The organism is Kushneria konosiri (genome assembly GCF_002155145.1).
GTDB classification, from domain to species: domain Bacteria; phylum Pseudomonadota; class Gammaproteobacteria; order Pseudomonadales; family Halomonadaceae; genus Kushneria; species Kushneria konosiri.
In genome coordinates this window covers 3,470,210-3,483,417 of the sequence record NZ_CP021323.1, presented here as the reverse complement: position 1 = coordinate 3,483,417, position 13,208 = coordinate 3,470,210, and the positions used below count along the sequence as shown (strand labels likewise).

The window sequence follows — 13,208 nt, the reverse complement described above, 5'->3', positions numbered from 1 at the left end:
ACAGTGAAAGGCACCGATCAATGATCGGTGCCTTTTTCGTTAAAGCCTTTTGATAAAAGGCCTGAGCAGAGGCGCGTGGTTATTCGCGATCATGACCGTTATGCGACGCCAGGCGTTCAAGCGATTTTTTAAGGCGAGAACTGGTGGTGTCGCGTGCGCATTCACGAAGCTGGTCGGCCGCGGCTTTCGGGAGTTCCCGGGTTCGCGCGTCCGGGGTATAGGTGGGTCGGATAGGGCGTACCTTGAAGGTCAGGCCCTTGAGCTCCTCAAAGGCGGGAAGCTGTCGCAAAAGAGTCAGCAGTCGCTGGCGCTCAAAGCGCAGCCAGGTCAGCCAGACGGCGCGATCCGTCATCAGGGTGAGATGGCCGTCATGATAGCCGCCAACGCGAACATGATCCCTCAACTCGTCAGGCAGCTTGTCCAGAAGATGTTCCTGAGCCTCGAGAAGGACACCTGCCGTCTGGATCAGCGGTGCCAGAGAGCCGCGGGTACGTAACAATTGCCCCACGGGCTGGGCGCGTACTCCTTTACCCTTTATACTCATGGCCCTGCCGCGCGATCAATAAGGATGGCGCCAATTTATCACGGCTGATCCTCAGATTGACAGCATGACCCATCCCGCTCGCACATTCCGCCTGCCACGGGGCTTTAGAACCAGGTGGTGGTTGGCCGGTATTCTGATTGGCTGCCTCCTGCCGATCGGTATGGCCGATGCTCGCCTTGACGGCACGGCTGCCCAGCTGATCCGAATCTGTTTCCATTCGCCAGAACACATTCGCGCCGAGTCGCGGCGTCGCTATCGCCTCAGGCGTCTGGTACTGCGTGTCTGGTGTTTGCCGACCGTTCTTCCATGTATCGTGCGCGAGGCGTTGCCTGCCCGGCCCTGGCTTGGGATGTCGACAGGCCATGATGTGCTGTCGCGCCGCGGGCCGCCTTCGACGTGTCATTGCATTGGTTAGAAACATGACACGACGACACAGGATAAAGAGATGCTGAATACGCTGTTACGCAAAATGGTCGGCAGCAAGAATGACCGGGAAATCAGACGCATGCGCAAGGCTGTCACGCGCATCAATGCGCTTGAAGAGTCCATTGCTGCTCTTGATGACGCTGCACTGCAGCAGCAGACGCAGGTCTTTCGCGAGCGCCTTGGCAAGGGTGAGGCACTTGAAAAACTGCTGCCCGAAGCCTTTGCCACCGTGCGTGAGGCCACCAAGCGCGTGATGGGCATGCGCCAGTTCGATGTCCAGATGATTGGCGGCATGGCGCTGAATGAGGGCCGTATTGCCGAGATGAAGACCGGTGAAGGGAAGACGCTGGTCGCGACCCTGGCGGTCTATCTGAATGCATTGCCGGCGCTTGGTGTACATGTGGTCACGGTCAACGACTATCTGGCCCGCCGCGATGCAGACTGGATGCGCCCCCTGTATGAGTTTCTGGGTCTGTCGGTAGGCGTCATCTACGCCGGACAGCAGCCAAGGGACAAGCGCACGGCCTATGCCTGCGATATTACCTATGGCACCAACAATGAATACGGCTTTGATTATCTTCGCGATAACATGGCCTTTTCTCTGGTCGACAAGGTTCAGCGCAGGCTCAACTACGCCATTATCGATGAAGTTGACTCGATATTGATCGATGAGGCGCGCACGCCGCTGATCATCTCGGGGCCAGTGGATGAAAACGTCGAGATCTATCGTACCATTCATCAGCTGGTCGCACCGCTGGTCCCCAGCGACGATCCGGAAGATCCGGAAACCGGCGATTTCATCATCGATGAGAAGCAAAAGCAGATCGAGCTGACCGAACGCGGCCATAACGAGATCGAAAACCTTCTACGTCAGGCCGGTCTGCTGCCCGCTGAAGATTCACTGTATGCGGCCCACAACCTCGGGCTTTTGCACCATGTCTCTGCGGCACTCAGAGCCAAGCATCTGTTCCACCGCGATGTGGACTATGTGGTTGCCAAGGGTGAGGTCATCATCGTTGATGAGCACACCGGGCGAACCATGCATGGTCGACGCTGGTCGGAAGGCCTTCATCAGGCCGTTGAAGCCAAGGAGAACGTTGAAGTCCAGAAGGAAAGTCAGACGCTGGCGTCCACGACCTTCCAGAACTACTTCCGCCTCTATGACAAGCTCTCCGGCATGACCGGAACGGCCGATACCGAAGCTTTCGAGTTTCGTGAGATCTACGACCTGGATGTGCTGGTCATTCCGACCAACAAGCCAAGGGCGCGAAAGGATCTTAACGACCTGGTCTTCATGACGACCCAGGAGAAGTTTGAAGCCATTATCGAGGACATCAAGGTCAAACAGGCCGAGGGTCGTCCGGTACTGGTCGGTACTGCATCAATTGAAAGCTCCGAGGTGCTTTCCGAGATGATGCGCAAGCAGCAGCTTGCCCACAACGTGCTTAACGCCAAGCAGCACGATCGTGAAGCCGAGATCATTGCCCAGGCGGGCCGCCCTGCCGCCGTCACCATTGCCACCAACATGGCCGGTCGCGGTACCGATATCATGCTGGGCGGTAACTGGGAGTCCGAGGTGGCGGCGCTCGATAATCCCGGCGATGCCGCTGTCGAAGCCATCAAGGCTGAATGGCAAAAACGTCATGATGCGGTCATCGAGGCCGGCGGTCTGCACGTAATCGGCACCGAGCGTCATGAATCACGTCGTATCGATAACCAGCTGCGTGGCCGCTCCGGTCGTCAGGGGGATCCGGGCTCGACCCGCTTTTTCCTGTCGCTGGAAGACAGCCTGATGCGCCTTTTCGGCTCCGAGCGCGTGCAGAAGATGATGGGCGTGCTGGGGCTTGAAAAGGGTGAAGCCATCGAGCACAAGATGGTCAGCAATGCCGTCGAGCGCGCTCAGCGCAAGGTGGAAGGGCGCAACTTTGACATGCGCAAGCAGCTGCTGGAATACGATGACGTGGCCAACGACCAGCGTCGCGTGATTTACGACCAGCGTGATGAAATCCTGGCCTCCGACAACGTGTCTGAAAACGTTCAGGGCCTGCGTGTCGAGATGCTTGATTACGCCATCTCCAGCTATGTGCCGCCGCAGAGTCTTGCCGAACAGTGGGATCTGCCCGGGCTGGAAGAGCATCTTCGTCAGGAGTTCAATCTTGAGGCGCCGGTCGTTGCCTGGGCCCGTGACGATGAAGGCTTCCACGAAGAGATGCTGCGTGAGCGTCTGCACGAACAGCTTCGTCAGGCGTGGGCGGAGAAAGAGGCCACCGTCGGTGACGAGACCATGCGTCGCTTTGAAAAGCAGGTCATGCTTCAGGTGCTCGATACCCGCTGGAAGGAACATCTTCAGTCGATGGACCATCTTCGTCGCGGCATTCACCTGCGCGGTTACGCCCAGAAAAATCCCAAGCAGGAATACAAGCGTGAATCCTTCGAGCTGTTCCAGACGCTGTTGCACAATATCAAGTCGGATGTTGTGCGCATCCTGAGTCATGTTCAGGTGCGCCAGCAGGCAGATCCGGAAACGCTCGAGCGCGAGCGTCGTGAAAACCTGCAGCGCGAACAGCAGGCCAGCGAGATGACGCGTACCGATGTCGCGCATGAAGATGTGCCGGCGCCGGAGATCAGCGAAGAGGCTGTGGCGGCGGCAGAGGCCGTTCAGAGCCCGACCGTACGTCGCGATGAACCGAAGGTCGGTCGTAATGACCTTTGTCCGTGCGGGTCCGGCAAAAAGTACAAGCACTGCCATGGCAGTCTCGACAAATAATTGCTGGCATCCCGGCATGATCCGGCAGTCACAGACTGTCGGATGGATAACATGAACAGCAGAGGGCAGTGGCCATGGCCGTAGGTAAAACGCATTTTCCCGATATGCCTTGCATCGAAGGGCTGCGACTGGGCACCGCCCGGGCAGGCATCAAAAAGGCGGATCGACGTGATCTGGTCATTTTTGAGCTGGCCGAAGGCAGTCATGTGGCGGCGACCTTTACTCGCAATGCCTTCTGTGCGGCACCGGTTCATGTGGCACGTCGACATCTGGCCGATGGTGCGCCGCGCTATCTTCTGATCAATACCGGCAATGCCAATGCCGGCACCGGCGAGTCGGGCATGCAGGATGCTCTGGCCTGCTGTGCGGCGCTGGCCGAGCGCACCGGCCAGCTGCCGGAGCAGGTGCTGCCCTTTTCCACCGGCGTGATCGGAGAGCCGTTACCGGTAGAGCGGATTCGGGGCGGCCTTGATGAGGCGCTTGCCTCGCTGGATGATGGCCAGTGGCAGGCCGCGGCCGAAGGCATCATGACCACCGATACGCGTCCCAAGGGCGCCACGCGTACGATCATGATCGAAGGTCAGCCGGTCGTCATTAACGGTATTTCCAAGGGGGCCGGCATGATCTGCCCCAATATGGCGACCATGCTGGCCTTTGTGGCCACCGACGCTGCGATTGCCCATGACACGCTGCAGACACTGCTGCGTGAAAGTGTTGAGCGCAGCTTCAATCGCATTACGATCGACTCCGATACGTCTACCAATGATGCCTGCACCCTGGTGGCTACGGGGCGTGGTGTTGCCATTGAAAGTGATGAGGCGCTGGCGACGTTTGCCCGGGCACTCGATGAGGTGCTGTTGTCACTGGCGCAGGCCATCGTGCGTGATGGCGAAGGTGCCACCAAATTTGTCACCGTTGTCATTGAAGAGGCGGCAAGCGTTGATGAAGCCCTGGCGGTTGCCTTCAGCGTGGCGCATTCACCGCTGGTCAAGACCGCGCTCTATGCCAGCGATGCCAACTGGGGTCGTCTTCTGATGGCAGTGGGCAAGGTGCCCATTGAGCATTTCGATGTCAGCCAGGTGGGGATCGATATCAACGGTGTCACCATCGCACGTCAGGGGGGGCGCGCTCAGGAATACCGTGAGGAAGCCGGTGCTGCCGTCATGGCCGAGGAAGAGATCAACATCACGATACGGCTGGGTCGTGGAACAGCACGTGAGCAGGTCTGGACGTCGGATCTCTCTCACGACTACGTCTCCATCAATGCCGACTATCGCAGCTGATACGCGCCTGAGCGCGGTCGCTATCATGTTTCGGAGCGGCGGTGTCATGTCGCTCCCTTTACCGATTGATATTCACGCATCATGAAAGGTCATGCCAGCATGCCGAAAAGAAGGGTACATGTCGCCGCTGCGGCCATCTTCAACGATCAGGGCCAGGTGTTGATTGCACGGCGGCCATCGATTGCCGATCAGGGTGGACTGTGGGAATTTCCCGGCGGCAAGCTGGCCCCGTATGAAACCGGACTGGAAGCCCTGCGTCGTGAACTGCGCGAAGAGCTTGGCATCAATATTCAACGGGCTCAGCCACTGATTCGCGTTCATCACGAGTATCCCGACAAGCATATCCTGCTCGACGTCTGGGAGACCCATGATTTCGAGGGCGAGCCCTGGGGGCGCGAAGGTCAGGCCGTACGTTGGGTCAATTCAGAAGATTTTGGCCGCTACGCCTTCCCGGCGGCCAATGGTCCCATCATTCGTGCCGTGACGCTGCCGCATGACTATCTGATCACGGGAGAAGCCAGCGATGAAGAGGACTTTGACCGCAAGCTCAAGCGTGCCCTGGAGGAAGACAGCATCAAGCTGGTACAGCTGAGGGCGCATGATCTAGATGAAGACGCTTATCGTGCACGTGCCGAACGCGCCCTGGCGACCTGCCGCGAGCATGGGGCGTCGCTGATTCTCAACTGTTCGCTGGAGGTGTTCCTTGCCGTGGATGCTGACGGGCTGCATCTGCCCAGCCGCGAACTGATGGCCCTGACACATCGCCCCATAGAGGATGGCAAGTGGCTGGCGGCCTCTACACACAATGCCGAGCAGCTTGCTCAGGCCCAGCGGCTGGGGTGTGATTTTGCAACACTTTCACCGGTGCGCGAGACGCCGAGCCATCCAGGTGCGGTGACCATCGGCTGGCACGATCTTCAGCAGATGGTGGAAGAAGTAACGATGCCGGTATATGCCCTTGGCGGTACCTCTCGTGATGATGGTGACCGTGCTCGCGCGGTGGGTGCGCAGGGCATCGCTTCGATTCGTGACTTCTGGCGCTAAACCGGGCTGGCGGATACTGAGAAAAAAGGGCCACCCGATGGGGTGGCCCTTTTGCATTCGTGGAGCGTTTGAGCGCCTAGTCGCCGCGCTCGATGCGATTCATGAGCTCATCAAGGCTTGCATCATCCATGGCGGGCTCTCCGGCAATGCGATGGGATTCATCCGCCCAGGCACCAAGGTCGATCATCTTGCAGCGTTTGGAACAAAACGGACGCCACGGGTTATCGCTGGTCCAGTAAAGGCGCTTGCCGCACTGGGGGCACGGGACGATAGGAGTCTGATTCTCATTACTCATGGGGCATTGTACTGACTGGCAAGCTGGCGGTAAAAAAGATCGAGCCGATCGATTCGGGCATCAACCACGTGAAAGCTGCCGACATTGTCGATAACGTCATCGGCGCTGGCAAGTCGTCGATTGCGTGACATCTGGGCATCCACAATGGCGCGGGCCTGCGATTCGGGGACGCCATCTCGTTCGCAGGTCCTTCGGATCTGCTCCTCCGGGGGCACATCAATCACCAGAATCCGATTGACCAGCTGATGCTGATCGGTTTCCAGCAGTAGCGGTGAGACCAGCAGGGCATAAGGTCCCGACAGGGCTTCAAGACGCTGAATCAGTCGCTCACGAATGCGGGGATGGGTAATGGCCTCAAGGTCATGACGCGCCTGGATGTCATCGAAAATGATCTGGCGCAGGGCGGCCCTATTGAGCTCGCCCTGTTCTGTCATGACGGACTCACCAAAGCGCGCACGAATATCTGCCAGCGCCGCCTCGCCCGGCATGACGATCTCCCGGGCCAGGTGGTCTACATCCACCCAGGATGCCCCGCGTCTGGCAAAGGCTTCGGCGATGGTGGTCTTGCCGGCTGCTATGCCGCCGGTCAGGCCGATAATCAGCATGAAATCTCCCACAGATAAGCGTTGTGATGCCCGGAGTTGAAAGAAGTGTCCATGGCCTAGAACCCGGAAAGGCCGATGATGTTGTAATACAGCTCGACAAGGCTGTCACCGCCCAGCAGGATCAGCATGCCCGCCGCACTCAAAAAGGGGCCAAAGGGCATCGGGGCCCCCCGCAGGCGAGGAATGAGCAGTTGCAGGACAATGCCCACTACCGCTCCGGTGGTGGCGGACAGGACCAGAATCAGCGGCAGGGCCTGCCAGCCACACCATGCGCCCAGTGCGGCCAGAAGCTTGAAATCTCCATGACCCAGACCTTCCTTGCCTGTAGCAAGGCGAAACAGCCAGTAAAATCCCCAGGCAATACCGTATCCCGCCATCGCGCCGACCACACTTTCTGCCAGCCTGTCGGGATGGTTTGTCAGCTGATACAGCAACCCGCCCCATAGCAGTGGCAGGGTGAGTACATCCGGCAGCAGCATCGTACGCCAATCGATGACGGCCAGTGCCAGCAGCGTCAGGCAGGCCAGTATCAATGTCAGGGCCGTCAGGGTCATGCCATGGTGCCATACGTTCCAGAGCACCAGGGCAAGGCTTGCCATTTCGACCAACGGATATTGCACGCTGATGGCGCATCGACACTGCGCGCAGCGGCCTCGACGCTTCAGATAGCCCAACAGGGGAATATTGTCATGCCATGCAATGGGTGCTTCGCATCCGGGGCAGCGAGAGCGCGGCACGAGCAAATTGCAGGCAGGCTGAACGGGAGGTGTCAGCGACAGCGTCTGATGCGCCTCCAGGGTCCACTGCCGGGACAGCATCAGGGGCAGTCGGGCAATGACCACATTGAGAAAGCTGCCCAGCGCCAGTGCCAGCAGCGCGACAACACACAGCAGAAGGGAATCGGTCAACGGGGACACCTCAAGACTCCTATATGGCGCTGCCAAGATCAAATACGGGTAGATACATCGACACCACCACGCCGCCTACCAGAGAGCCCAGGACCACAATGATCAGAGGCTCCATCAGGGTGGTCAGTGTATCGACCCGGTTTTCGACGTCGACATCATAAAAATCGGCCACGCGATTGAGCATGGCTTCAAGGGCACCTGATTCTTCACCGATCGCTACCATCTGCAGGGTCATGGGGGTGAAAAGCCCGGTGGTGCGCATGGCAAAGTTGAGCTGCTGGCCGGTATTGACGTCCTGGCGTACGCGTTCAATGGCCTGCTCAAACACCAGATTGCCGCAGACGCCTTTCGCCGTTTCCAGCGCCGACATCAGGGGCACGCCCGCGGCAAAGGTGGTGGCCAGCGTGCGCGAAAAACGCGCAATGGCGGCTCTCTCGATGACGGGCCCGATGACGGGGAGTCTGAGCATCAATCGGCTGGCCTGGAAGGCCAGCGCCGGTGAGCGTGCAAGCATACGCCGCGTAAACATCCCTGCGGCCAGCGCTGCCAGCAGTACTTGCCACCATAGCTGCTGGGCGGCGTCCGAAAGCGCAATGGTGATTCGGGTCGGGGCCGGTAGCTCGGCGCCAAAGCTTGCGAACATGCTTTCAAACTGCGGTACGACCTTGATCAACAAAAGCGCCGTCACGGCAATGCCCACGGCCACCACGGCGGCAGGGTAATACAGCGCCTTGCGAACGCGTGCCTTTAGATGATCAAGGCGCTCCTTGTTGGTGGCGACGCGATCGAGCATGCGGTCAAGGGCGCCGGCCTGTTCACCGGCCTCGATCAGATGAACAAACAGTTGATCGATATGGCGTGGGTGCGCCGCCAGTGCCTGCGAAAAGCTCATGCCGCTGGAAACGTCACTTTTGATGGTCTCGATGAAGTGTCGTAGAGCCGGGCGGTTGGTACCGTTGGCAACCGCCTCAAGAGACTGCAGCAAGGGCACACCGGCGCGAATCAGGGTCGCCATCTGACGCGCAAACAGGGTGATGTCCTCGCTCCGGATGCGATGGCCCATGCCGGGCAGATGACGCTTGCGGTTCAGGCGGGTAACAACAATGCCCTGGGATGACAGCTGGCGGCGAATGTCGTGTTCATTGATACCATGCATTTCACCCCTGACCCGTTCGCCACGACCATTCTTGCCCATCCACCGAAAGGTCGTGGCCTGGCCCGATAAAGCCGATGAGCGTTTTGACAGGGCAGGCGTTGCCATGGTGATGATTACTCCTGAATGGTCCGGTTGAGTTCTTCCAGCGTGGTCAGTCCGGTCAGCACCTTGTGCAAACCGCTGCGACGCAGGTCGTGATGACCTTCTCGTCGCGCCTGCTCGGCCAGCGCCATGGCACCGGCATCCTGCATGATCAAATGGCTCATGGCAGAGGATATCGGCACCATTTCATAAATCCCCACACGTCCTCGGTAGCCATGCGTGCAGTGCTCACAGCCTACGGCCTGATACAGCGTGGCCTGATCAATTTCCTCGTCATTGAGTCCCTGATGTCTGAGCACTTCGCGGGGCAGGGTGACCGGCTGTCGGCAGCGTTCACACAGGCGGCGTGCCAGTCGCTGAGCGATGATCAGGCTGATGGAGGTGGCAATGTTGAAGCCGGCCACGCCCATGTTGCCCAGACGAGTCAGGGTTTCGGCGGCAGAGTTGGTGTGTAGTGTCGATAGCACCAGATGTCCGGTCTGGGCCGCCTTGATGGCGACTTCGGCGGTTTCCAGGTCACGAATTTCCCCCACCATCACCACATCCGGGTCCTGACGCAGAAAAGCGCGCAGGGCGGCGGCAAAATCAAAGCCGATACTGGGTCGTACGTTGACCTGGTTGATGCCTTCCAGCTTGATTTCGACCGGGTCCTCGGCCGTAGCGATATTGCGCGCCTCGGTATTGAGCAGATTCAGAGCCGTATAAAGCGTCACCGTCTTGCCGCTGCCGGTGGGGCCGGTCGATAGAATCATGCCCTGGGGCCGGGCGATGGCCTGTTCAAAGATGGCGCGCTGCTCGGCCGTGAAGCCCAGTGCATCGATGCCCATACGGGCGCTGTCCGGGTCCAGCAGGCGCATGACAATCTTTTCACCAAACAGGGTGGGTAGCGTGTTGACACGAAATTCAACGTGGCGTCGGCTCGACAGCTTCAGGCGCAGGTTGCCATCCTGGGGCAGGCGTCGCTCGGAGATGTCCAGCTTGGCCATCACCTTGATGCGGGCTGCAATACGCTGGCGAAGCTGTGCCGGCGGTCGGGAAGCTTCCATGAGAATGCCATCGACGCGAAAGCGGATTCGAAAGCTCTCGTCAAACGGCTCGAAATGGATGTCCGAGGCGCCGCGCCGAATACCGTCGAGCAGGATCTGCTTGACGAAACGCACCACCGGCGCGTCGTCGCTGGATTGAAATGAAGCGTCTTCTGTTTGATCCAGCGCAAGATCGCTTTCTTCCTGTGCCAGTGTCTCAATGGCGTTGTGACCCTCCAGCAGCGCCAGCGCCCCTTCGCCGTGCATGTCCAGATACTGCTCGAGTCTGGCGGCAAGCTGTTTGGCCGGCGCCAGCATGCCTTCCACGCTCATGCCAATCACGAACTGAAGTTCATCGAGTTCGGGCAGGCGAGAGGGGTCATCCACCGCCACGATCAAACAGCGCTCCTGACGCATCAAAGGCAGCACGCCCAGCCGGCGGATCATCGATTCCGGCAGACCCTGTAGCGGCGGCAGACGCGCGACCGGAATCGCATCCAGATCCACACAGCCGAGTCCGAAGGCCCAGCCGGCACTCTGAATCGCGTCGCGTGGTGATACGTCGGTTTCTTCGGTAATCAGCCTGAGCAGCGGGCGCTTTTCCTGCTGCGCCCGTTGCTCCAGGGCCAGCGCATGGTCGGCGTCCAGCAATCCATCCTCGACCAGCTGATGGGCGAGGCTTCGCAGAGGGTTGGCTGAGAGTTGGCTGAGAGCATCCGACATACGCGCTGATCCATAAGGCCCCGGGAAGTGATACTTGCCTTATGTTATCGGCGAGCGTTCGTTTCTCTAAAGTTTCCAGAGGCGTTGTCGTTAAGTTAACTGCGTCCAGCGATAAAGGACGCCAAATATACCGTTATCCTGTGGATCGTCACAGGGACACATGCAATCAATGGGAAGGGCATACCAATGGCACGCAGGCAGGGTGGTTTTACGTTGATCGAGCTGATGATCGTGGTGGCCATCATCGGCGTACTGGCGGCCATTGCCGTGCCGCGCTATCAGGATTACGTGGCGAGGTCGGAAGTAGCCTCTGGTTTGTCTTCACTGCAAGGTACACAGACTTCGATCGAAGAGTCTGTACTTCGCGGAGAATCAATCAGTATTACTCCTAACACTCAAGGTTTTATTGGACTTACCAATGATCAGGTAAAACTAGGCACTCTGACCATACCAGACACTAATTCCGGCAATACAGGAGTAGCTTCTGTTCAGTTAGATTTTGATACCGGTGCAAACTCAGCCTTGCGTGGTAAAAATATCAAGCTTGCAAGAACACAAGATGGAGTCTGGGGTTGCACTACAACAGTTGCTCCCGAATTCAAACCTCGTGGCTGTAGTATTGCTGGTACAGGTACAGGTACAGGTACAGGTACATCATAATCATAACGTAACTCTTAAAGCCGGCCCCGGGCCGGCTTTTGTTTTTATAAGCCTTTGCGGCTGCGTCTCTTTCCTCGAACCGCTATAGTAGCGCGCACCTGTTGATCATTCTGGATGCGATGCATGCTGCGTCTGCCGCTTTTCCGTCATCCGGCCGGAGCGGGCCCTGTCCTGCGCATTCTGGCCATGCTGCTGCTGGTGCTATCCCTGTTCATGCTGATCCCGCTGGCCCTGCTGGCACTGGAAGGCGATGGGCAGATGTGGCCCTTTCTATGGGCCTTTGCGGTCACCTTCGGCACGGGTGTCGTGTTCATTTTGCTGACCTGGGGCGTGCACATCGAGCTGCGCCCCCGGCAGATGTTTATCCTGACCACCTCCAGCTGGGTCGTCATGTCGGCCTTTTCCAGTCTGCCCATGCAGTTCGGCGCGCCGCGTCTGTCGGTGGCCGATGCGGTGTTTGAGTCGGTCTCGGCCATTACCACCACCGGGGCGACCGTGCTGGTGGGTATCGAACATCTCTCGGACGGCCTCAAGCTCTGGCGTGGTCTGATGCAGTGGGTCGGCGGCGTCGGGATCATCGTGATGGCGATTGCGGTGTTGCCCTTTCTGCGCGTGGGCGGCATGCGTCTTTTTCAGACCGAATCTTCGGACTGGTCCGACAAGGTGCTGCCGCGAGCCGGTACGGTCGCCAAGGCCATCGGGCTGGTCTATGTCGGCTTTACGATTGTCTCGATTGTCAGTTACTGGCTGGCAGGCATGCTGCCGCTGGACGCCTTTGTCCATGGCATGACGTCGGTGGCCACCGGTGGCTTTGCCAATTACGACGCCTCATTCGGTCAATATGCCGATCAGCCGGTCATCCTGTGGCTCAGTGTGTTGTCCATGCTGACCGGTGCGCTGCCCTTTGTGCTGTATATCCGCATGGCGCGCGAGCGCTCGGGGGTACTCTGGAAGGATCAGCAGGTCAGGGGGCTTCTGGCGCTGCTGGTGGTGGTCATTGCGCTGCTGACCCTGTATCGCGCCGTTCGCGGCATGGAGTTTTTTGATGCCCTGACTCAGGTCGCGTTCAACGTGGTATCGGTGGTGACGACCACCGGCTATGCTACTGACGACTACACGGCATGGGGCCCGCTGTCGGCGGCGGCCTTTTTCTATCTGACCTTTGTCGGCGGCTGCTCCGGCTCCACCAGTGGAGGAATGAAGGTCTTTCGATTCCAGGTCGGCCTGATCATGCTGGTCAATCAGCTGCGCTACCTGGTCCATGCCAACGGTGTGTTTGTGCAGCGCTATAACGGACGCGTGCTGACCGATGATCAGATTCGGGGCGTTATTGCCTTCTCCTTTTTCTTCTTTTTTACAGTGGCGGTGCTGGCGCTTGGGCTGTCGCTGATGGGGCTGGATTTCGTCACGGCGCTTTCGGGCGCTGCCACGGCCGTCGCCAACGTGGGCCCGGGGCTTGGCGAGATCATCGGTCCGGCAGGGAATTTTGCGCCGCTGCCGGATGCGGCCAAATGGATGCTGAGCATCGGCATGCTGATGGGGCGTCTGGAAATTTTGACCGTGCTGGTCCTGCTGACCCCAACCTTCTGGCGCAAATAGCCTCTACCCGGCCTGCATCCTGATAGTGGGGCGCAGGCTTGAAACCGGGCAGGGTCAGCAAATGGCAGGGC

At 59.0% G+C, this 13,208-nt stretch carries 12 protein-coding genes; 6 read left to right on the top strand and 6 right to left on the bottom strand.

The genetic code is table 11. The annotated features are described in order from the left end of the window. Positions 1-79: 79 nt before the first annotated feature. Positions 80-544: a DUF721 domain-containing protein gene (locus tag B9G99_RS16145; RefSeq protein ID WP_086623095.1), complete on the bottom strand. Its 465-nt coding sequence runs from the start codon at positions 542-544 to the stop codon at positions 80-82. 64 nt (positions 545-608) lie between these two features. Between B9G99_RS16145 and B9G99_RS16140 the strand changes: the two genes are divergently transcribed. From B9G99_RS16140 to B9G99_RS16125, 4 genes are all read left to right on the top strand, one after another. Beyond that, complete coding sequence (locus B9G99_RS16140) at positions 609-959, top strand: hypothetical protein (protein ID WP_086623094.1); 351 nt, start codon at positions 609-611, stop codon at positions 957-959. Between the two features lie 30 nt (positions 960-989). Beyond that, complete coding sequence (secA, locus tag B9G99_RS16135) at positions 990-3,737, top strand: preprotein translocase subunit SecA (protein ID WP_086623093.1); 2,748 nt, start codon at positions 990-992, stop codon at positions 3,735-3,737. Positions 3,738-3,811: 74 nt separating this feature from the next. Further along, positions 3,812-5,020: a bifunctional glutamate N-acetyltransferase/amino-acid acetyltransferase ArgJ gene (argJ, locus tag B9G99_RS16130; RefSeq protein WP_086623092.1), complete on the top strand. Its 1,209-nt coding sequence runs from the start codon at positions 3,812-3,814 to the stop codon at positions 5,018-5,020. A 99-nt stretch (positions 5,021-5,119) separates the two neighbouring features. Continuing rightward, positions 5,120-6,064, top strand: coding sequence for a Nudix family hydrolase (locus B9G99_RS16125; RefSeq protein WP_086623531.1), 945 nt, complete (start codon positions 5,120-5,122; stop codon positions 6,062-6,064). Positions 6,065-6,140: 76 nt separating this feature from the next. Here B9G99_RS16125 and yacG read toward each other — a convergent pair whose 3' ends face one another. The 5 genes from yacG to pilB are packed head-to-tail and all read right to left on the bottom strand — an operon-like array spanning position 6,141 to position 10,878. Beyond that, positions 6,141-6,359, bottom strand: a complete 219-nt coding sequence (gene yacG, locus B9G99_RS16120) for a DNA gyrase inhibitor YacG (protein ID WP_086623091.1) — start codon at positions 6,357-6,359, stop codon at positions 6,141-6,143. Then, positions 6,356-6,964: a dephospho-CoA kinase gene (gene coaE, locus B9G99_RS16115; RefSeq protein ID WP_086623090.1), complete on the bottom strand. Its 609-nt coding sequence runs from the start codon at positions 6,962-6,964 to the stop codon at positions 6,356-6,358. Before coaE ends, yacG begins: the two co-directional genes overlap by 4 nt. A gap of 56 nt (positions 6,965-7,020) precedes the next feature. Further along, on the bottom strand, positions 7,021-7,872 hold the full coding sequence (locus tag B9G99_RS16110; RefSeq protein ID WP_269466788.1) for a prepilin peptidase: 852 nt from the start codon (positions 7,870-7,872) through the stop codon (positions 7,021-7,023). Between the two features lie 19 nt (positions 7,873-7,891). Beyond that, positions 7,892-9,133: a type II secretion system F family protein gene (locus tag B9G99_RS16105; RefSeq protein WP_086623089.1), complete on the bottom strand. Its 1,242-nt coding sequence runs from the start codon at positions 9,131-9,133 to the stop codon at positions 7,892-7,894. Positions 9,134-9,141: 8 nt separating this feature from the next. Then, positions 9,142-10,878, bottom strand: coding sequence for a type IV-A pilus assembly ATPase PilB (pilB, locus tag B9G99_RS16100; protein WP_086623088.1), 1,737 nt, complete (start codon positions 10,876-10,878; stop codon positions 9,142-9,144). A gap of 186 nt (positions 10,879-11,064) precedes the next feature. Between pilB and B9G99_RS16095 the strand changes: the two genes are divergently transcribed. Then, positions 11,065-11,538: a pilin gene (locus B9G99_RS16095; RefSeq protein ID WP_086623087.1), complete on the top strand. Its 474-nt coding sequence runs from the start codon at positions 11,065-11,067 to the stop codon at positions 11,536-11,538. A 123-nt stretch (positions 11,539-11,661) separates the two neighbouring features. Further along, positions 11,662-13,137 carry a TrkH family potassium uptake protein gene (locus B9G99_RS16090; protein ID WP_086623086.1) on the top strand — a complete coding sequence of 492 codons (1,476 nt, stop codon included), beginning with the start codon at positions 11,662-11,664 and terminating at the stop codon, positions 13,135-13,137. The last annotated feature ends 71 nt before the right edge of the window (positions 13,138-13,208 follow it).

Bases quoted from the DNA above. Each gene is read 5' to 3' on its own strand.
- B9G99_RS16145 (WP_086623095.1), bottom strand. From the start codon at position 544: ATGAGTATAAAGGGTAAAGGAGTACGCGCCCAGCCCGTGGGGCAATTG.
- B9G99_RS16140 (WP_086623094.1), top strand. From the start codon at position 609: ATGACCCATCCCGCTCGCACATTCCGCCTGCCACGGGGCTTTAGAACC.
- secA (WP_086623093.1), top strand. From the start codon at position 990: ATGCTGAATACGCTGTTACGCAAAATGGTCGGCAGCAAGAATGACCGG.
- argJ (WP_086623092.1), top strand. From the start codon at position 3,812: ATGGCCGTAGGTAAAACGCATTTTCCCGATATGCCTTGCATCGAAGGG.
- B9G99_RS16125 (WP_086623531.1), top strand. From the start codon at position 5,120: ATGCCGAAAAGAAGGGTACATGTCGCCGCTGCGGCCATCTTCAACGAT.
- yacG (WP_086623091.1), bottom strand. From the start codon at position 6,359: ATGAGTAATGAGAATCAGACTCCTATCGTCCCGTGCCCCCAGTGCGGC.
- coaE (WP_086623090.1), bottom strand. From the start codon at position 6,964: ATGCTGATTATCGGCCTGACCGGCGGCATAGCAGCCGGCAAGACCACC.
- B9G99_RS16105 (WP_086623089.1), bottom strand. From the start codon at position 9,133: ATGGCAACGCCTGCCCTGTCAAAACGCTCATCGGCTTTATCGGGCCAG.
- pilB (WP_086623088.1), bottom strand. From the start codon at position 10,878: ATGTCGGATGCTCTCAGCCAACTCTCAGCCAACCCTCTGCGAAGCCTC.
- B9G99_RS16095 (WP_086623087.1), top strand. From the start codon at position 11,065: ATGGCACGCAGGCAGGGTGGTTTTACGTTGATCGAGCTGATGATCGTG.
- B9G99_RS16090 (WP_086623086.1), top strand. From the start codon at position 11,662: ATGCTGCGTCTGCCGCTTTTCCGTCATCCGGCCGGAGCGGGCCCTGTC.